16 protein-coding genes and 1 pseudogene are annotated in these 18,992 nt (G+C 44.8%); 9 read left to right on the top strand and 8 right to left on the bottom strand.

All coding sequences use genetic code 11. The features are described 5' to 3' along the window. Window positions 1-86 precede the first annotated feature (86 nt). Window positions 87-1,061 carry a substrate-binding domain-containing protein gene (locus tag BUC05_RS16465; protein ID WP_011245163.1) on the bottom strand — a complete coding sequence of 325 codons (975 nt, stop codon included), beginning with the start codon at window positions 1,059-1,061 and terminating at the stop codon, window positions 87-89. A 159-nt stretch (window positions 1,062-1,220) separates the two neighbouring features. Here BUC05_RS16465 and BUC05_RS16460 point away from each other — a divergent pair, with 159 nt between their 5' ends. The 4 genes from BUC05_RS16460 to BUC05_RS16445 are packed head-to-tail and all read left to right on the top strand — an operon-like array spanning window position 1,221 to window position 6,500. Then, on the top strand, window positions 1,221-2,234 hold the full coding sequence (locus BUC05_RS16460) for a TRAP transporter substrate-binding protein (RefSeq protein ID WP_011245162.1): 1,014 nt from the start codon (window positions 1,221-1,223) through the stop codon (window positions 2,232-2,234). Further along, entirely contained in the window at window positions 2,227-2,727 is a 501-nt protein-coding gene (locus BUC05_RS16455; RefSeq protein ID WP_035202280.1) for a TRAP transporter small permease, read from the top strand. The genes BUC05_RS16460 and BUC05_RS16455 overlap by 8 nt, the downstream gene beginning before the upstream one ends. A 28-nt stretch (window positions 2,728-2,755) precedes the next feature. Next, the gene (locus BUC05_RS16450) at window positions 2,756-4,057 is read left to right on the top strand and encodes a TRAP transporter large permease (protein WP_011245160.1); all 1,302 of its coding nucleotides are present in this window, start codon (window positions 2,756-2,758) and stop codon (window positions 4,055-4,057) included. A 37-nt stretch (window positions 4,058-4,094) separates the two neighbouring features. After that, entirely contained in the window at window positions 4,095-6,500 is a 2,406-nt protein-coding gene (locus tag BUC05_RS16445) for a glycoside hydrolase family 31 protein (protein WP_035202279.1), read from the top strand. A 297-nt stretch (window positions 6,501-6,797) separates the two neighbouring features. On the opposite strand, the gene BUC05_RS16440 is transcribed toward BUC05_RS16445, so the two are convergent. The 3 genes from BUC05_RS16440 to BUC05_RS16430 all read right to left on the bottom strand — a co-directional run bounded on the left by BUC05_RS16440 (window position 6,798) and on the right by BUC05_RS16430 (window position 10,348). Further along, window positions 6,798-7,184, bottom strand: coding sequence for a hypothetical protein (locus BUC05_RS16440; protein WP_035202278.1), 387 nt, complete (start codon window positions 7,182-7,184; stop codon window positions 6,798-6,800). 414 nt (window positions 7,185-7,598) lie between these two features. Beyond that, window positions 7,599-8,207: a PepSY domain-containing protein gene (locus BUC05_RS16435; RefSeq protein WP_051881122.1), complete on the bottom strand. Its 609-nt coding sequence runs from the start codon at window positions 8,205-8,207 to the stop codon at window positions 7,599-7,601. A gap of 605 nt (window positions 8,208-8,812) precedes the next feature. Continuing rightward, window positions 8,813-10,348 carry a bifunctional ADP-dependent NAD(P)H-hydrate dehydratase/NAD(P)H-hydrate epimerase gene (locus BUC05_RS16430; protein ID WP_035202277.1) on the bottom strand — a complete coding sequence of 512 codons (1,536 nt, stop codon included), beginning with the start codon at window positions 10,346-10,348 and terminating at the stop codon, window positions 8,813-8,815. Between the two features lie 184 nt (window positions 10,349-10,532). Here BUC05_RS16430 and BUC05_RS16425 point away from each other — a divergent pair, with 184 nt between their 5' ends. From BUC05_RS16425 to BUC05_RS16415, 3 genes are all read left to right on the top strand, one after another. After that, window positions 10,533-11,627, top strand: a complete 1,095-nt coding sequence (locus tag BUC05_RS16425; protein WP_035202275.1) for an AI-2E family transporter — start codon at window positions 10,533-10,535, stop codon at window positions 11,625-11,627. 155 nt (window positions 11,628-11,782) lie between these two features. Further along, window positions 11,783-12,277 carry a ferritin gene (locus BUC05_RS16420; RefSeq protein WP_035202273.1) on the top strand — a complete coding sequence of 165 codons (495 nt, stop codon included), beginning with the start codon at window positions 11,783-11,785 and terminating at the stop codon, window positions 12,275-12,277. 116 nt (window positions 12,278-12,393) lie between these two features. Beyond that, complete coding sequence (locus BUC05_RS16415; protein ID WP_011245150.1) at window positions 12,394-12,636, top strand: CotD family spore coat protein; 243 nt, start codon at window positions 12,394-12,396, stop codon at window positions 12,634-12,636. A gap of 66 nt (window positions 12,637-12,702) precedes the next feature. Here the strand turns inward: BUC05_RS16415 and BUC05_RS16410 are convergent, their stop codons facing one another. From BUC05_RS16410 to BUC05_RS16395, 4 genes are all read right to left on the bottom strand, one after another. Continuing rightward, the gene (locus BUC05_RS16410; RefSeq protein WP_035202272.1) at window positions 12,703-13,224 is read right to left on the bottom strand and encodes a DNA topology modulation protein; all 522 of its coding nucleotides are present in this window, start codon (window positions 13,222-13,224) and stop codon (window positions 12,703-12,705) included. Between the two features lie 186 nt (window positions 13,225-13,410). Continuing rightward, window positions 13,411-14,628 (bottom strand): NupC/NupG family nucleoside CNT transporter, encoded by a 1,218-nt coding sequence (locus tag BUC05_RS16405; protein WP_035202270.1) that lies wholly within the window; start codon window positions 14,626-14,628, stop codon window positions 13,411-13,413. A 253-nt stretch (window positions 14,629-14,881) separates the two neighbouring features. Then, on the bottom strand, window positions 14,882-15,748 hold the full coding sequence (locus BUC05_RS16400) for an alpha/beta fold hydrolase (RefSeq protein WP_063609456.1): 867 nt from the start codon (window positions 15,746-15,748) through the stop codon (window positions 14,882-14,884). 21 nt (window positions 15,749-15,769) lie between these two features. Then, window positions 15,770-16,429, bottom strand: coding sequence for a potassium channel family protein (locus BUC05_RS16395; protein ID WP_011245146.1), 660 nt, complete (start codon window positions 16,427-16,429; stop codon window positions 15,770-15,772). Between the two features lie 309 nt (window positions 16,430-16,738). On the opposite strand from BUC05_RS16395, the gene BUC05_RS16390 reads away from it, so the two are divergent. Together BUC05_RS16390 and BUC05_RS16385 are read left to right on the top strand one after the other, a co-directional pair. Then, the gene (locus BUC05_RS16390) at window positions 16,739-18,637 is read left to right on the top strand and encodes a BCCT family transporter (protein WP_035202264.1); all 1,899 of its coding nucleotides are present in this window, start codon (window positions 16,739-16,741) and stop codon (window positions 18,635-18,637) included. A 167-nt stretch (window positions 18,638-18,804) separates the two neighbouring features. Continuing rightward, window positions 18,805-18,992, top strand: a pseudogene (locus tag BUC05_RS16385) (IS5/IS1182 family transposase); the annotation flags it as partial.

Here is an 18,992-nt window from a genome sequence, read left to right as displayed (position 1 = left end):
TTCTCATAAGACAACGTTGATGTTATCCGACAACGAAAAAAGAACCATCATGCAACGCTTCATGATGATTCTCCGTCCAAACAATATTATGCCCTTGGTTTCGTTGAATTTCTCCGCACCAGTTCAGGCGTTAGTTTCCGACCAGTAGCTGCTTGCTCCCCTTCTATTAAGGCCAACAGCGTTTCAACCAACTCTTTTGCGAGCTTGTCAATCGGAACGCCTACTGCTGTCAATGGCACGTCCGCTTCAGCTAGCTGTGGGATATTGTCATAGGAGATGAGCGACAAATCATTTGGAACTTGAATGCCGTTCCGCCTTAATGCCCGTAATGTACCGATCGCAATGTCGTAACTGGAACAAATGATCGCTGTTGGGAGAGTGGGCTCCGTCAACAAACGTTCGATCGCGCTATCAGCGTCACAAGCGTCAAGCCCCCTGGTATCAATTCGTTGCGACTTAAGCCCCCTCTTTCTCATGGCCTCTTCATATCCTATCTGTTTTGCTTGTTGTCGCCTTCCCGTCCCATTGATAACACCAGCGTAAGCAATGGATTGGTGGCCGATTTCTACAAACTCTTTTACAGCTAACTCCATTGCCAATTCATGCTGGACGCCTACAGTCGGAAACTGTTCAATAGCAGGCACCCCGTAAGAAAGCAAAGGGATCCCTATGTTATTTGGAAGTTTGTCTTGGGGAATTTCTTCTTCAAATAACAAAATGCCGTCAATTCGCATTCTTGAAAATAGCTCTACTGCCTCAAGTGCATGATTAATGGATAAAATCATTGTCCGTCCGCTGTTTGTTATATGTTGATTTACTCGTGTAACCAACGCCGACAAAGCAACACGCTCAATTGTCGGCCACACCAAGCCAATCGTATTTGTGCGTCTCGTCACTAAATGCTTGGCTGAAAAATTGGGCGTATAGCCGAGTTCATTCGCCTTTTCCACAATCATACGCTTCGTTTCCGGCTTAACAAGGGGGCTGTCATTTAATGCTTTCGAGACCGTCGAATAACTAACATTAGCTGCTTTTGCAATATCCTTAATCGTAACCGTCATTCTTTCTCTCCTTTAGGCAGCGTTTCGATCTAAAAAAATACTTGCTAAAACTAGTCTAATCGATATATGATGAAATAACAACGTTGTTATAAAGGAATGATAGCGGTTTCTTTTTATTTGAAAATAACAACGTTGTTATAAACTCAAGGAGGAAGTTCCATGCGTCGCACAGCTCTATTTTTTGGAAGCGTTTTTATTGGTCTCACTGTTGCGTGCGCTTCACCAGCTAGCTTGTCAACAGAGAAAACGACATTGCGCCTTGCACACAATATGAATGAAAGCCATCCCATTCATCAGTCTCTGCTCCACTTTGCAGAATTAGCTGAAGAAAAAAGCGAGGGCGCTCTGACATTTGAAATTTTCCCCAACGGCCAACTTGGTTCTGAACGGGAAGCCATTGAATTAACGCAAACAGGGGCGGTAGATGCGACAAAAGTAAGCGCTACCGCGTTAGAAAGTTTTTCGCCTGTTTACGCTTTATTTAGCATTCCTTATTTATTTGACGGAGCCGACCACTATTACACGGTCATGGAAAGCGATATCGCAACGGACATCTATGATTCAACTGCTGACAATGGCTTTTTCGGCCTAACTTACTATGATGCAGGCATTCGTAATATGTATACGATCGGCACACCGATATTAGCGCCTGAGGACCTGAGAGGCTTAAAAATTCGCGTACAGCCGAGCGAGACGGCGATTGAAATGACGCGCTTGATGGGCGGCGCTCCTACCCCGATGGCGTTCGGCGAAGTCTATACGGCCCTTCAACAAGGTGTCATAGACGGTACTGAGAATAATGAAACCGCTTTAACTTCAAACAACCATGGGGAAGTTGCAAAAGAGTATTCTTACACAGAGCACGCCATTGTCCCTGATTTGCTTATCTTTAACCAAAGCCGCTGGGAAAGTTTTAGCCCAGAGGAACAAAGGATCTTAAAAGAAGCGGCACTTGAGTCAAGTGAGTTTCACAAGGAGTTATGGGCCGCTGAAACCGCGGAAGCGATTGCCCGTGCGGAAGAGATGGGCGTCACATTCCACGAAGATGTCGATAAAGCAGCATTTCGTGCAAGTGTCGACCCCATGCATCAACAAGTAAAGCAAGACCCAGATTTAGCGCCATTTTATGAGCGTATTCAAGAAATGCGTAAGGAGGGGCATACAAATGATTGAGAAAATCAATGGTGGATTAGGAAAAATCATCATGTTCCTATCGTCGGTCATGTTTGGGCTGATGGTGCTTGTCGCCATTTGGCAAGTCATTAGCCGCTATGTCCTCAATGCCCCCAGCACTTTTTCAGAAGAATTTCTTCGTTACTCGCTTATCTGGGTCACGATGATTGGCGGTGCTTATGCCTTCCATCTCAAAAAACATATTGCAATTGAAATGCTCGTTAACCGCTTTTCAGCTGCGACTCAAAAACGAGTGCGCCAGCTCGTCCAGCTTTTTTTGATTGTCTTTGCCTTACTTGTCATGGTATATGGCGGCATCCAGCTTGTGTCATTAACGCTGTCCCAACAAACAGTTTCACTTGGCATCCCTATGGGTTTTGTCTACTTATCATTGCCTATCTCTGGCCTGCTGATTACTTGGTTCTGCCTGACAGAACTACTAACAGGCAAAAATGGGACAACCCAAGGCTCCGATGAACCGATTGACCTATAAGATTATTTCATAAAGAAGGATTGATAAAATGGCTCTCCTTGCAGGTATTAGTTTAATTGTCGTGTTTTTAGGATTGCTTTTACTAGGCGTGCCAATCGCCATCAGTGTTGCAGGTGCATCCATTGTCACGATGTTTCTGATCGCCCCTTTTGATGTCGCGATCTTTACATCTGCACAAAAGATGGTGACAGGCATTGACAGCTTTACACTGTTAGCGGTTCCATTCTTTTTGTTGACAGGCATTATCATGAACCAAGGAGGCATCGCTCTCCGGCTTGTCAATGTAGCAAAACTATTTACAGGCAAATTGCCAGGTTCCCTTGCCCATACGAACATTGTCGGAAACATGCTTTTTGGATCGATTGCCGGCTCTTCCGTCGCTTCGGCTGCGGCAATCGGCAAAGTCATGAACCCATTGCAGGAAAAAGAAGGGTATGACCGGAAATTTTCAGCCGCAGTCAACATTGCCTCCGCCCCAACTGGATTGATTATTCCTCCAACAGGGTTGTTTATTATCTATTCCCTCGTTAGCGGTGGAACGTCAGTGGCGGCCCTTTTCCTTGCTGGTTATTTACCTGGTATCCTTTGGGGTCTTGCTACACTGGTTGTCGCTTTTTTTATTGCTAAAAAGAAAGGCTACACGACATCGTCGGCTACAAAGGTTGAATCTCCCTTAAAAGTTATCTGGGAAGCGATCCCTAGCTTGTTTTTAGTCATTATTATCATTGGTGGCATTATCGGCGGTCTATTTACAGCAACCGAAGCGTCAGCAGTCGCGATTGTATACGCGTTGCTTCTGTCTTTTGCCTACAAAAGCCTAACGTTGCGGCAGTTGCCAGGCATTTTTAAAGAAGCCGTTGAACTAACCGTTGTCATCATGTTCCTAATTGGGACATCGGCCATGCTTTCCCTAGTCATGTCATTTACGGGCATTCCGAGCGCCATTAGCTCCGCGATTTTAGCTTTGACGGATAACCCTATTCTTATCTTGCTGTTGATCAATGTGATTTTGTTACTAATCGGCATTGTCATGGACGTCACGCCGGCGATCTTGATCTTTACGCCCATCTTTTTACCAGTGGTGATGGAGTTTGGCATGGACCCAGTCCATTTTGGCGTCATTTTAATCGTCAACCTTTGCATTGGCAACATTACGCCACCAGGAGGAAGCGCTTTATTTGTTGGCAGTACCATCGGCAAAGTCAAAATTGAAGAAGTCATCCGCCCTTTGCTTCCATTTTACGGCGCGGTCATTGTCGTTTTAATGCTCGTAACCATGTTTCCTTTTTTAAGCACGTGGCTGCCAACTCTAGCGGGATTAATGGAATAAATAGATAGATAGACCATTAGAAGGAGAGAAACCCATTATGAATATTCAACAACGTTATTCATTTACTGTTGCAACGAAACACGACGCCCATATCGAATTTTCTGCTCCAAACACAGACATAAAAGCACATGTTTTTGTGCTAGAACCTAAAATCATCCGTGTCTTATTTGAAAAAGAAAGCGGGCTTGAACTTGAACGCACGTGGAGCATCGCCCCTGGTCTGAACGACCTCCCTTACGAAGGGCGAGAGCGCAAGAGCACGGAACATTTTAGCTGTCCCCGATATGATTTTCGTGAAACGGAAGACGCCTATGTCGTCGAAACAGAGATGGTAAAAGCGACCATTAAAAAAGAAGGCTTTCGCATTACTTGGCACCGGCGTGACAAAGACAAGTGGACTTGTTTTGCCCAAGACCGAGACACACAAGCATATAATTTCAAAGGCGAGCTCGGGACAGGGATCAAGCATTATTTAAAACGAGACATTCGTGAACGCTATTATGGATTAGGGGAGCGGACAGGCACCCTGAACCGCCACCATGGCCGTTTCCGTAATGTAACGATTGATGCTATGGGCTACGACGCCGAACACTCGGATCCATTGTACAAACATATCCCTTTTTACATCACACACCAACCTGAATCAGCCTTTTCTTACGGCTTGTTTTATGACAATTTGGCTCCTGGCTATTTTGACCTGGGCAAGGAACTGGATAACTACCATGGGCTATACCGCTATTTTGAGGCTGAAGCAGGTGACCTAGATTATTACATGATTGTTGGTCCTTCGATGAAGGATGTCGTGCAAACCTATACATGGATGACAGGGAACACGGCGCTCCCGCCTAAGTGGAGCATTGGCTATTCTGGTTCAACCATGACTTATACTGACGCTGAAAATGCCCAAGAACGGCTATACGAGTTTATCGAAAAATGCGAGGAAAACGATATTTTATGCGATTCATTTCAACTATCGTCTGGCTATACTTCGATTGGCGATAAACGGTACGTCTTCCACTGGAACAAAGACAAATTCCCTGATGTCCAGAAGCTTGCCCGTGACTTTAGCGACAAGGGGCTACGGCTTGCAGCCAATATTAAGCCTGCTTTGCTTAAGGACCATCCACAGTATAGCGACTTGGAACAACAATCGTTTTTTATTAAAAATGGCAAAGGCGAAACAGAAACGGCTCAATTTTGGGATGGCGGCGGCGCTTATATTGATTTTACAAATGAAGCCGCTTATCGTTGGTGGATAGACCAAGTGCAGCAGCAATTGCTCGCATACGGCATAACATCCACTTGGAATGATAACAATGAATATGAAATTTGGAGTCAGGACGCTACTGTCAATGGATTCGGAAGCGAGCTGCCATTCCAAACAATCCGCGCTCTCCAGCCGCTTTTAATGATGAAAGCCTCATTTGAAGCGCAAGCAGAGCACACGCCAAAAGAACGGCCTTTCTTAATTTCACGTTCTGGCGCCCCTGGCATGCATCGTTATGTGCAAACATGGACAGGCGACAACCGTACCGAGTGGAAAACGATTCGCTATAACATCAAAACGGGCATCAGCCTAAGCCTATCTGGCATTTACAACTTTGGCCACGATGTCGGTGGATTTGCTGGTCCAAAGCCTGATGAAGAGCTATTTATCCGTTGGGTGCAAAATGGGATATTCCATCCGCGTTTTACGATCCATTCATGGAATGAAGATCAGACCGTTAACGAACCTTGGATGTACGAAAATGCCGTCCCTGCTATTCGGGAATTGATCCAACTGCGGTCGATGTTAACGCCTTATTGGTACACCGCGTTTTACCATGCCAGCGCCAACCATGAGCCCATTATCAAACCAACGTTTTTTGATTTTGAAGAAGACACACGCACGTGGGAAGAGAACGATGATTTTCTTGTCGGCCCATCCATGCTTGTCGCTTCCGTTGTCGAACCAGGCGTTTCCGAACGGACTGTTTACGCACCTGCACACAATGGCGGATGGTATGATTTTTATACAGGCAACCATGTCGAAGGCGGCACAACAACTACTTTGCCGGCCCCATCCCATCAAACACCGCTGCTCGTCAAAGCAGGAGCAATTATACCTGTAAACGAAGCAAAACGAACATTTGCCAAAAAAGACGAGGACAAACGAGGCTTTTTACTGTTTCCTAGCCGCGGCGCCGGACACACATCAAACTATACGTTATACGAAGACGACGGCATTACAAAAAATTGGCAGTCCGCCCACGCGCTTGTCTCGATCGAAATGACGACCACAGCCGATGCCATTCATGTAACAACAAACGTCGTTTCAAAAGGCTATTCCCTGCCTTATCACGAAGCACGCTTCACCGTCATGACTGATGATAGCCGACCTTTGTTTGTAAACGGTAAAGAAGTGGTGGAGATGGGATCGATTGGTGGTAGCATAGAGCAATAAAAAAAGAAAGCTAATGACAGTGTCACAGAAAATGAAATCGAGTGAATCGCTTCCGATTCACTCGATTTATTATAAGCTGTTTCTTTTGACAAAGATACTTTTCGTTAATCAGAATGGCGAACAGACACAGCAAGTTATAAGGCATCTCTATACACCGCAGCAGAAATAGAGCAATCGACGTCTATTTAGTATACAACCTCCAAACAAATTGAAATCCGTTCTAGCGTAGCTTTACCGGCAACTCGACCCTTTTAGAGCATGAGAAGAAAGAGGGATTGGTTGTGAATCTAGTGCTTTTTAAGGGTCTATTATATTTAAAAATTCTTCTTGGTCTTCTACAGGTATAACACCCAATCTTTTTTCTTTCTCATCATAAACTTCAATTTTTGTGCTGTTTAAAACCCAAATCGAGAAAGAAAATGCTTCATCTTTTACTACATAATCAGGGGGAGAGCTAGCACTTATTTCAATAACATCTCCCCATTTAATATTATTTAAAGTATGTTGTATATACTCAATATCTTTTTCACTTTTAATTTGTATAGGCTTTTTGTTTTTAGAGTCTTCAAATTCAACTGTAATACCATTAGTGTCACCAAAACTATTTTCAGTATTATTGAAAATTACTAGATAGGTGATAACAGCAATCATGCATATTAACAGCAAGGTGAAAAATTTATTCATGATGATTTTTCTCCTTTAAATATGTAATAGTTACTTTACTGCTTCTCGAGCGCCTGTTCGATCAGCCGCTTGGTGTGTGGTGACAGTTCTTGTTTCTGTGCCATACATTAATTTATTTCTATTACTACTATTTGTTAAATCGCCAAGACCAATTGAATGACCAAGTTCATGGGTAGCTGGTGTATTTTTAGCAGCAGCGCTCCTACCAACGCCTGGCTAATAATCTTGGTTGATTAAGCTATAACGTTTTAGCTAACTTTAGCCACACTATAAATAACAACGCTTACGTTTGCAATTCTTTTTTTATTGCCTACTTTTAAAAAAGCGAGTGTCTTACTTGAATGATAAGACGGGTAGTTGGCCCATATGAGCAAAAAAACAAGCCAGCTACATAGCAGCCAGCTTGTTTCGCTATCAATCATCTCGGTCCGTTCCAAGTACCTCTCCGTTCGTGGCATCAAGTTTAATATCATAATCGTTGCCTGCATTGGTAACCGTTACTTCATAGTACGTCACTTGGTCGTCCTTCTCTAACTTCCAGCTGCTTATCGCGCCTTCCGCTTCCGATAGAGCGATATCAACCGCTTCTTGAGGATCGATGATGTTGTCCATGTCCAATGCATCCTCTTGACGCTCCACGCCTCCAGCATCATTTGCATCAAGTGCTTCTTCCCGTTCCTTTGTTACTTCTTGTGTCTTTGCGTCTACGATGACCTCATATTCCTTCTCATCGTCAAGTCCTTGAATCTCGTATTGCCACGTACCGCGCTCCGCCTCTAACTCGATGCTTGAAATAGAGGCGTCGGGATAGGCGTTCTCAAATTCAGAAACCGCTGTTTCCATGTCGACTTGAATGTCTGCATTATTCAAGTCTTCTGAGCTATCTGCCCCTTGGCCTTGCTCTGTGCCAAGATCGGCCTCTTGCTCTGGAGCATTGTCATTATTCCCGTTATTGTCTTGGTTGCATGCCATCAAGGCCATGACCATAAACGTCGAAGCTAATGTAACCTGTAATTTTTTCATAGCAATCTCCTTTGTGCATCTGAAAATCTTCCTACCTTTATATTCTCATCATTGCACAATTTAAAACCCGCTATACACTAAAAAGTGATTGTAAATCCGTGGAGAACCGTGAAAAAACATATTGCAGCCCCGGCAAAACCGTGCGTAGGCAGTTAAAAGAAGCACGTGACATGATCATCGACTTCAACTAGTGTGTTACACTACGACAAAAGGGGGTTATCCTATTTTAGTTCTACTAGCCATCATGTTTGTAACAACTTGTTATGTTTTACTTAACACACTATTCACAAGAAGAATGGGTAGAATTAATTTTTATGCTGATTTCATTGTCCCCGTTTCATTTATCTGTTTAGGCTTGCTCCCTACCGTTTTAACCTTAATAGTCAGTCAACGTTTCTCCTTACAATTAGGCTCGATTCTGCTCGCTATCGCTTTATCTTTACTAAGCTTCATCTTCACGTTGATTAAAAAGACCAGGCTAAACAATCAAGCTAAGATAATTGAGTGAAACTAAAAAACCACCGTTTGGTGGTTTTTTCATGCTGTCTGTTAACTTTGTAAAGATACGATGCACATCATAACAAGGGAAATGGCAAACGTCCAACCTAATCATCATCAACGATTGAGAACGCCTCTGGCAAATGCTCAATAATATCGCTTGGGGTGATAGTGGCAAGGACCTGTCGTTGTTTAGCCAGCAAGTCTGCTGCATAGCCATGAAAAAATACAGCTGATGAGAGAGCAGGTTGAATCCGTTGCCGGGCAACGAGTGCAGCGACCATCCCTGTAAGCACGTCGCCTGAACCACCTTTGGCAAGCCCGGCATTGCCTGTGACATTGACAGAAATGCAACCACTTGGTTCAGCAACAATGGTGTTCGGCCCTTTTAAAACGACATACACGCCATATTGCTCCGCATAACTCTCTGCTACTTCAAAGCGATTTTTATTGACATATGAAACCGATTGGTCAATTAACATCGCCATTTCGCCAGGATGAGGCGTAATCACCGTTGGAGCGGTTCGCTCCTGGACAATCGGCCCACACTCTTTCAAACAATGCAAGGCGTCAGCATCGAGAATCAACACACCTTTGAAATGAACAAGCAAGTACGCAACCATCTTTGTTAGTGCAGGCGTGCGTCCAAGCCCAGGTCCGACCGCAATCGATTGCTTATTGTCCATAAAAGCGGCCAATTCTGTCTCTGTAGGAGCAAGATAACCATGTTTTTCGCTAAAAATCGTATACATCGCTTCTTTTACGTGGCTGGCAATTACCGGCACATTTTGCGCCACTGTCGCTATCGTCGTAAATCCTGCTCCGCTGCGAACAGCGGCCGACCCAGCCAGCGCTGCTGCTCCTGGCATTGCCTCGCTGCCGGCAATGATGCCAACCCGTCCGTTATCGCCTTTGTGGGCATTCGGTTTGCTCATCACCCAGCTATTGACGACTTCATTTTTGCCCCAAATGTAGCGTTGTGACGCGAGATGACGCAACGTGTTAGGTGGAATGCCGATCGGGACGACGTCCACTTCTCCGTAATAGGGTTTGGTTTCTTCTAAATAATAGCTTACCTTTGTCCATTGTAAAGTAAGGGTACGGTCTGCTTTTATTGCTTCGTGGTTCAGCTCGGCGCTGCCAGCTGGAACGCCGCTTGGCAAATCAATTGATACAATTTCATTTTTCAATTTGTTTATGCTGGCGATCACGGAAGCATACGGTTCCTTAACTTGGCCACTTATGCCTGTGCCTAGGAGCGCATCAACAATAATGTCGGTTTCGTAAAGCATGGCTGGCCATTGGCTCTCAATGTCTTTCCAATACTTCCAACGGTAGCCACTTTGCTCGAATACACGTTTATGCAGTTTGGCATCTCCTTTGTACCGGCTTTCTTCCGGCACGATGAATACTTGTACTTCTGCGCCTTCGTCTTTTAACACTCTCGCGACAACAAACCCATCGCCGCCATTGTTTCCGCTGCCGATGACAATAAAAAAGCGGCGCTTACGTCCATAGTGGTCTAACAGCTTACGAGCAATTCCGCGTCCAGCATTTTCCATTAGGACAGCGCCAGGGAGCCCCACTTTGTTCATTGTAATGGCATCAATGCTCGCCATTTCCTCGCCTGTTACAATCCGCATCGCTACCACCCTTTTTATAATATTCGTTCTCTTCCCGGTAAACTGTAGCACAAACCGGGGATTTTTGCATTTTAAGAGAACTGATTCATCTATTTCCGAAAGAATGTGGTATAGTACTGATACAGTTTCTTTTTTCCTATCAAAGGAAGCAAACGTATTGTGAAAAAGAAAGGTTGAGCGTGCAATGATGGAGAGCAAAGCATTTCGTTTTGCGTGTTGGATTATTGTCCTTTTGTTGATCGTTTACTTAAGTTCATTGGTTAACTTTATTTTTATGCCGATTGCCGTGCTTTTTCAAACGTTGTTTACGCCAATCGTCATCTCTCTTGTCATCTACTATTTGCTTAGACCATTTGTTAACTTGCTAAACAAAAAACTTCACCGCGGCCTGTCGATTCTCATTGTCTTCCTTGCATTGGCTGGCCTTGCCACAACCGCTTTGCTTTATGTCGGGCCACTCTTACAAGAACAATTTATGACATTTGTTGACAATGTGCCAGGATATGCAAACGATATTCACCACTTATTCGTAGATTTGCAAAAGCAGCCTGCGTTGCAAAATTTCTTGGAAAGCACTGACTTTTCATTGGATGAGCTTTCTGGGACGCTAACAGAAAACTTGCAAGGCTATTTACAGTCGATCATTGACAGCATTGGCACATTCATTGGCGCTGTGGCGAATGTCGTCATTATTGCTGTGATTATTCCTTTCGTGCTTTTCTACATGCTGAAAGAAGGCAAGAAGGCGCCGATGATGGTCATTAACCAGTTTCCAGCAAGAGAACAAGAAGAAGGAAAGCGCGTGCTTGGCGATTTAGACAAAGCCTTAAGTTCGTACATACAAGGGCAAATTCTCGTCAGTGCTTGCGTCGGCGTTCTCTGCCTGATTTGGTATTTAATCATCAAACTAGATTACGCGTTGATTTTAGCGCTCGTCGCCCTGTTTACAAACGTTATTCCCTTTATCGGCCCGTGGATTGGCACCGCTCCTGCCGTTATCGTTGCATTATTCGATTCACCCGGAAAAGCGTTTCTCGTTATTGTCGGTGTCGTGATTATCCAGCAAATTGAAAGCAATGTCTTCTCGCCACAAATTATGGGACGCCAGCTTTCCGTACACCCGCTGACGATTATTTTTGTTCTCCTTGTCGCCAGCCAGCTTGCTGGTTTTGTCGGGATTCTCCTTGCTGTGCCTGCCTATGCCGTCAGCAAGGTCATTGTCCAGCACACGTACCGTCTTATACGCATCCACAGACGTTCAAAAAACATAAAAACCTAAATGGGCAAGTTTAAAAGAGGATTGGCAAAAACATAGGCAGGGAATATCGGCAAATAACAGTTATGTCCAGTTGCTTCTTGCTTAGACGCTGTTTGAAGAACCCAAGCAATCATGTCAGCAAATCCCCTATTTCAGACTTGGAAAGGATGATCAATATGCTCTCAGAAAAAATTGTCAAAGCGTTGAACCACCAGATGAATATGGAGTTTCAAGCTGCCCATGATTATATGGCGATGGCTGCCTACTGCCACCATATTAGTTACAATGGCTTCGCCGATTACTTCCTTAAGCAAGCTGAGGAAGAGCGGGAACACGGCATGAAAGTGTATGACTATTTAAATGACAAAGGCCAAAAAGCCGTCTTTGAGGCGATCCAAGCCCCAAAAGCCGATTATGGTTCACTCGTCGCCACATTTGAGGCTGCGCTGGCCCAAGAGCGGGAAGTAACGAAAAGCTATTATAAAGTGTACCAGATCGCCCAAGAAGAACAAGAATACCAAACGCTTTCTTTCTTAAACTGGTTCCTCGACGAACAAGTAGAAGAAGAGGCCACATTTGAAACGCATATTGATTATTTAAACCGCATCAAAGATGATGCCAATGCTCTTTATATTTATGAGCAAGAGCTGCGCAAACGAAAAGAAGACTAACAATGGAAAGCCGCTTTGCTTAGGCGGCTTTTTGTTGTTTCCCGCCTCGCTCGCCCAATCGAATAAGTCTGTGGTGACATAGGCTAGCGGTAAGAAGGAAGAGGGGGGACTTCACTATGTTTCCGTTTCGACAGGGAAAAGCAAACATGCCTGCCACAAGACCACTGCCTCCTGCACCAAGGCCTTTTGTACAAGAATACATTGTTCAAGAAATCCAGCCTGTCTTAACAACGTACGTCACAAACCGTGTCTACCGCCATGTGCACACTTTCCCGCACTCAGCATCCGTTGCCAATGTCGTCCACAATCAACAAGCTTTTCCCCCTACGCACTATGTTCCAGGCCGACCTCCTCGCTAAGCGAGGAGGTGAGGTTGTTGGAAAGGCCGGCAGCGTGAATTGCCTGTATCGGCTGGCTATATTTCCTCAAAACCGTCCATTCTCGTTAACCTGATCCAAAAAACGTTGGACTTCTTTCCTTGTCTTTAGTATGACAACGCGCTTTCGCTCTTTTACTTGCTCAAGCGCTTGAATCACTTTGGGCCTGCTTCTCTTCTTATAATTCCAAACCCAAACAAAAAAAGCCCAATCTAGTTTTTCAGGGCAATCCTCGTTCAAATCAGGTCTTGTTTTTCCATGATAAATCACTCTTCTTTTTATAATCCTATAGATGCATAACAGTCTAGGCATATCTAAAAATATGACGGCATCTCCTTCATGCAGCCTCATGTCGAGCGTCCTTGAATAATTTCCATCGATAATCCATTTATTTTGGCTTACCGCATCTTTAAGAAACGCATCCCATTCTTCGTTTGGGGTTGGCGTCCAGTTAGGCTTCCAATAAAATCGGTCTAAATGAATAACGGGCAACGATAAACGTTCACTAAGTTTTCGAGACAAGGTAGATTTACCAGAGCCAGCTGATCCAATGACAACGATTCGATTCATCCCTTTATCCTCCTTGCTCTATTCTAAGATACATACTCCTGATCCTATTCTAAAATGCCCATCAAGGCTCCATTCAAGTTGTTTCCAGACACAATAAAGCAGGCTAGATGCCAGCCTGCTTTTAAAATAGGAATCTGATACAAAAGAAAGACTCTAATTTTTTATAGAAGAATCGATAGCCATTACTTATCCTACAAGCATGCCCGCAATGGCTGCGTTCATTAAATTGACAAGCGTTGCGGCAATAAGTGCTTTCAACCCATATTTAGCGATTAAAGGGCGGCGTTCTGGCACGAGACCGCCAAGGCCGCCAAGCAAGATCGCGATCGAGCTAATGTTTGCAAATCCACACAACGCAAAGCTCGTAATGACATATGTTCGTTCTGATACCTCGCCTGCAGCCGACGCAAGGGCATCAAAACCAATAAACTCGTTGACAATCGTCTTTTGCCCGATAAACGAGCCCGCTTGCACGGCCTCTTCCCATGGGACACCAATGATCCACGCCACCGGGGCAAACACGTACCCGAGGATTTGCTCTAGCGTAATGGAACCATAGCCAAACCATCCGCCAATCGTACCTAAAAACAAGTTGATCAGTGCAATTAAGGATACAAAGGCGATCAGCATCGCGCCTACATTGAGCGCTAATTTCAGTCCATCCAATGCCCCGTTTGAAGCGGCATCGATCACATTTTTGGACTCGCGCTCGACTTGGAAATGAATGTTGTCCTTTGTTTCGCTTATCTCTGTTTCTGGCACAAGCATTTTGGCCATCAAAAGTCCGCCTGGCGCAGCCATAAACGTCGCTGCAATTAAATATTCCAGCGGAATGCCCATCTGCGATATTCCTGCCATTACGGAGCCCGCTACTGTCGCCATCCCACCTGTCATGACGGCAAAAATTTCAGACGACGTCATTTTGCCAATATAAGGTTTAATTAGCAAGGGAGCCTCTGTCTGCCCAACAAAAATATTGCCTGTCGCCGATATCGACTCTGCCCTGCTTGTCCCAAGCAACCTGGCAATGCCGCCTCCTAAGTATTTGACAACAAACTGCATGATGCCGAAATGATAGAGAATACTAATAATCGCTGAGAAAAATATGATCACAGGCAACACTTGAAAAGCGAAAACGCTGCCGACTCCTTCCGCTTGCAGGACACCGCCAAAGAGCATATCAATACCAGCAGCCGAAGTGTCAATCGCCGCTTGTACAGCGCCTGTCACTTCCTTAAGCACATAACTCCCTGCATCGGTCCATAAGACAATCACCGCAAAAACGAATTGTAACGCCAGAGCCGTCAAAACCGTTCGCCAGTTAATCGCTTTCCTATGTGCAGAAAGCAAGTAGGCAATCCCAAGCAAGATGGCCATTCCCATTAAGCCCCATAAAAAATTCATCTTTACCTCCTGTATGGTCAGTCGTACCCGACTTTTGCTTACTATTCCCGGTGCGCGCCAATTTTTGCACGTTTTCCTAAAGAAACGCACACAATATGGCTAAGCTTATGAAAAACGGCTGGCACTGTCAACCATCATTCAAGTAAAAAAAATTATCAAAAAACCCCACATCCGTTGCTTCCTTTTTCCACCATCCATGATTCCTACGACTCTCTTTTCTTGTTACACAAAAAAAGCCTCTTGACTCATTTCGTCAAGAAGCTTTGTGCTGTTGCAGAAAATCGGCCAATTCGTGGGTGTGCTGCTCTGATCCTTTACCAAGGCAGACAAGGTGGCCCCACGTATCTAAGCAGACTAGCTTTGAAGAACGAATCCGTTCATGGGCATAATGGGCATGCTCCAAAGGCACGATTGCGTCATTTTTGCTATGGACGATAAGTGTGGGCGCCGTAATCGTTTCTAATTCTTCCTCAAGGGACTGACGCATATGCTGCAAGTCGATATAAAAGCCATGTCCGGAGCGCTGAAATTCGGTCATTCGATCAAACAAATACCAGTCCCTGGCGAGCATCCTCTGTTTAATTTCTTCATACGAAAGTGTGCTGTAAGCAGGCGCAATTTTTTTGAATGCATAATCTGGTGAAAACCGAGCTAAAGAAGAGAGGCTCCGCCAGACAAACCGCTCAATGAAAGGATGGAATAAGAAGCGGCTCAATACTGCATCACGGACACTCGCTTCTTGCCACGGCTTCGTGACGGCCCCTTGCAATGTAAATGATTGCACTCTCTCTGGGTAGTGACTCGCTAAATAAATGCCAGACGGCCCGCCAGTCGACGCCGCAATTAAATGGACTTTATCAATATTCAATTCATTCAATAGTTCAATATAAAAGCTGCACGCCTTTTCAAGCGACTTGCCAATTTGCCTTGATGTTTGCCCATATCCTGCCCGCGATGGCACAATTACGGAGTAGCCGTTTTGCGCAAGCTCCTCAATCCCCAGTTGTTCCAAGCAGTTGGAATGGCCACCATGCAAATATAAAACTGGCTCCCCTTCTCCGGTTATGGCGTATTCAAGCGTAAAATCTGAATACGTAAAAGAAGCGATGCCTCTTTCCATCGGTCTCTATCCCCTTTATATTTATGATAATCCTTTTTTTTCGAATCGCTTTAAATCGCTGTTTTCGCCTGCCAAAATTAAAAGATCATTTTCATAAATGACCTCCTCAGGTGACAAATGGATATTCAGTTGCCCATTTCGTTTGTAGCCAATTAATGTACAGTGGTACTTTTTACGAATGTTTAGTTGGGCAATGGTCTTATTAGCTATCTTTTCCGTCGCGGCCAACTCAACAATACTGTGCTCATCCGACAGTTCAATATAGTCAATCACTTTAGTGGAATCAAGCAAATGGGCAATACGAATACCCATTTCATGTTCTGGCCGGATGATCCGGTCGGCACCGACTTTCTCTAAAATACGGTAGTGTTTCGCATTGCTTGCTTTCACCCACACATTGGCGACGCCGAGCTCCTTTAAAAGCAACGTAGCAAGGACGCTCTCTTGAATATGTTCGCCAATCGCCACAACGACATAATCGAAATTGCGGATTCCAAGCGCTTTAAGAGTACGCTCATCTACTCCATTTGCGACAATCGCTTTTGTCGCATAGTCGCTGGCAAACTCGACTTTTTCTTCAGACCGGTCAATAGCAAGAACGTCATGGCCCATTGCATAAAGCTCTTGGCATACACTTGTGCCAAAACGGCCGAGCCCTATGACAGCAAACTGTTTTTCCACTTTGTCCCTCCTGAATGCAGGCAAGATTTTAAGTCTAAGAGTGATCTTACTCCTGTAGCATAAGAAAGTCAACGCGTGCTCAGCAATTTTTATCTTTTCTTTAGGAAGTGATGGATTATATTCATTCGCTATATTAAGATTTTTGTTTATTATAGCTAGAAAAAATGATATTCTAACTATTCAACTTAAATGCCAGTCTTTTTTATCGGGTTATCGGGGTTTACCGTCGACTAATCGGGGGAAATTGAAAAAGAGTCTTTCTCCTTATCCATACAACGTACTTTTAACTGCAGGAAAGGTGGTTTGCGCATGCCGCAAAACTCTGACACAACATCAAAAAAATCCCCCTTTGTCCTCTATGCGTCTGCAACAGGAATGACATTATTCGTGTTGTGGGGCATTGTGAACCCTTCCCACTTAGGCGCTACAGCAGAAACGGCCTTAGCTTGGATTATCGACAACTTCGGTTGGTTTTATATGACCATTGCCAGCATTTTCATCCTTTTTGGTTTTATTGTGGCCGTTACGCCTTTTGGCAAACTTAGGCTCGGCAAAGACAACGACGTGCCTGAGCATTCTTTCATTTCATGGGTCGGGATGCTGTTTGCGGCTGGCCTCGGTGTTGGGTTCGTCTTTTTTGGTGTAGCTGAACCTATTCTTTACTATATGGATCCGCCACCTGGCTATTCGTTCCACTTGCCAGAAGAGTCCGCGAACGCTGCTGCGATTGGGCTCCGTTACGGCGTTTTCCATTGGGGGCTCCATGCTTGGGGGGCATTTTCAGTCGTTGGCTTAACGCTTGCCTTTGTCCAATACCGCAAAAATCGGCCAGCCCTGATTAGTTCTGCCTTTTATCCCATTCTCGGTTCGAAAACAGACGGTTGGATGGGCAAAACGATTGATTTGCTTGCGGTTATTTCTACTTGTGCAGGTGTTGCAACGACATTTGGCTTAAGCGCTTTGCAAATTTCAGGTGGCATTTCCTTTTTAACGCCATTGTCGAATAGCATTCCTTTACAGCTAGCAATTATTGCCGTCATCACTTGTTTGTTTTTATTTTCGGCCGTTGCCGGAATCAATAAAGGCATTAAACGGCTCACTAATTTGAATTTGGTCCTTGCGGGCATCTTACTGTTATTCGTTTTATTTGCAGGACCAACCATTACACTGCTTGAAAGCATGGTGACGACTTTAGGTGGCTATTTGTCTAATGTCGTGTCAATGTCATTAACGATGACGCCTTTTTCAAATGATGAATGGCTAGGGTCAAACACGATTTTCTTCTGGGCTTGGCATATGTCATGGTCGCCATTTGTCGGCTTGTTTATTGCACGGATTTCAAAAGGGCGTACCATCCGCGAATTTATCGCAGGCGTCCTGCTCGTCCCGACGCTCATGGCAGTCGTTTGGTTTTGTGTGTTTGGCGGTACCGCCTTACATATTGAGATTTCTGGCTTGTTCCCCCTCGCGGAGATTGCTCAGTCTGAAGTGGAGCTTACGCTCTTCTATATGCTGCAAAATCTTCCGTTCACTACAATTTCGAGCATTTTAGCCGTCATTGTCGTCGGAATCTTTTTTGTCACTTCCGCCGATTCAGCTGCGTTTGTACTTGGGTCGATGACATCGAACGGCATGCTTAATCCAAGCTTTAAATTAAAAATGTTGTGGGGCGTATTAATTGCTGGTACAGCGTCTGTCCTCCTAATAAGTGGGGATGGAGGGCTGGATGCCTTACAGACTGCCGCATTGACGGCTGCACTCCCATTTGCCATCATTCTCGTCTTTATGCTGTTCTCGATTGGCATGATGATCGCGAGAGACTGGCGAACAGAGCAACGAAAGGCACGGCTGGCACATGATAAAGCATTGAAGCAGCGTCTGAAAGAAGAAGCGTACGAAGAGTTGCGTCAGGATTTGAGCCAAGAGTGGCGTGATGAACTCCGTCGTGAACTACTGGCCGCTGGGCGCAACACAGCAGAAATGCTCCACTTCCAAACGACAGAGGATACGGCCATTGTCGGCAAAACACTTGCTGAAGTCGGTTTCCCTCCTCATGTCAATGTTAGTGCTATTGAACGGGGCGATGATGTGATTTCCCCTTCCGGAAGCACTGAAATTAAAGCAGGCGATTATTTGTATATCCTTGTAGAAATTCAGCAAAAAGAAGCGTTGCAGGCGATTTTACGGCAAACGAAATCGGGGAAATAAACATGAGCGCGACCGACAAGCAAAAAAGGAGTTGTCCCAAAAGGTCATAGATAAATGACCTTTTGGGGTGGCTTTTTTGCATTTAGATAAAAAAGCACAAAAAAACCGCCCAATCGTTTAAAATGAAGGTACCACTACCAAAATTCAAACGAAAGCAGGCGATTTTTTTGCGTAACCCAAAGGTCACTTTCCAAGAGTATACCATGAATCAACTCTATCTGCCTATGGATTTTTCCGATCTTATCCCCGAACATCATGTCGCGCGTGTGGTCAGTGACGTGGTGGATGGGTTGGATGACGATTTCTTTGTTCGCGCGTATGAAGGTGGAGGCAGACCCGCCTATCATCCGAAAAT

The sequence above is a fragment of the Shouchella rhizosphaerae genome (assembly GCF_900142675.1).
GTDB lineage: Bacteria > Bacillota > Bacilli > Bacillales > Bacillaceae_D > Shouchella > Shouchella rhizosphaerae.
This window is presented reverse-complemented; position numbering and strand designations above follow the sequence as displayed.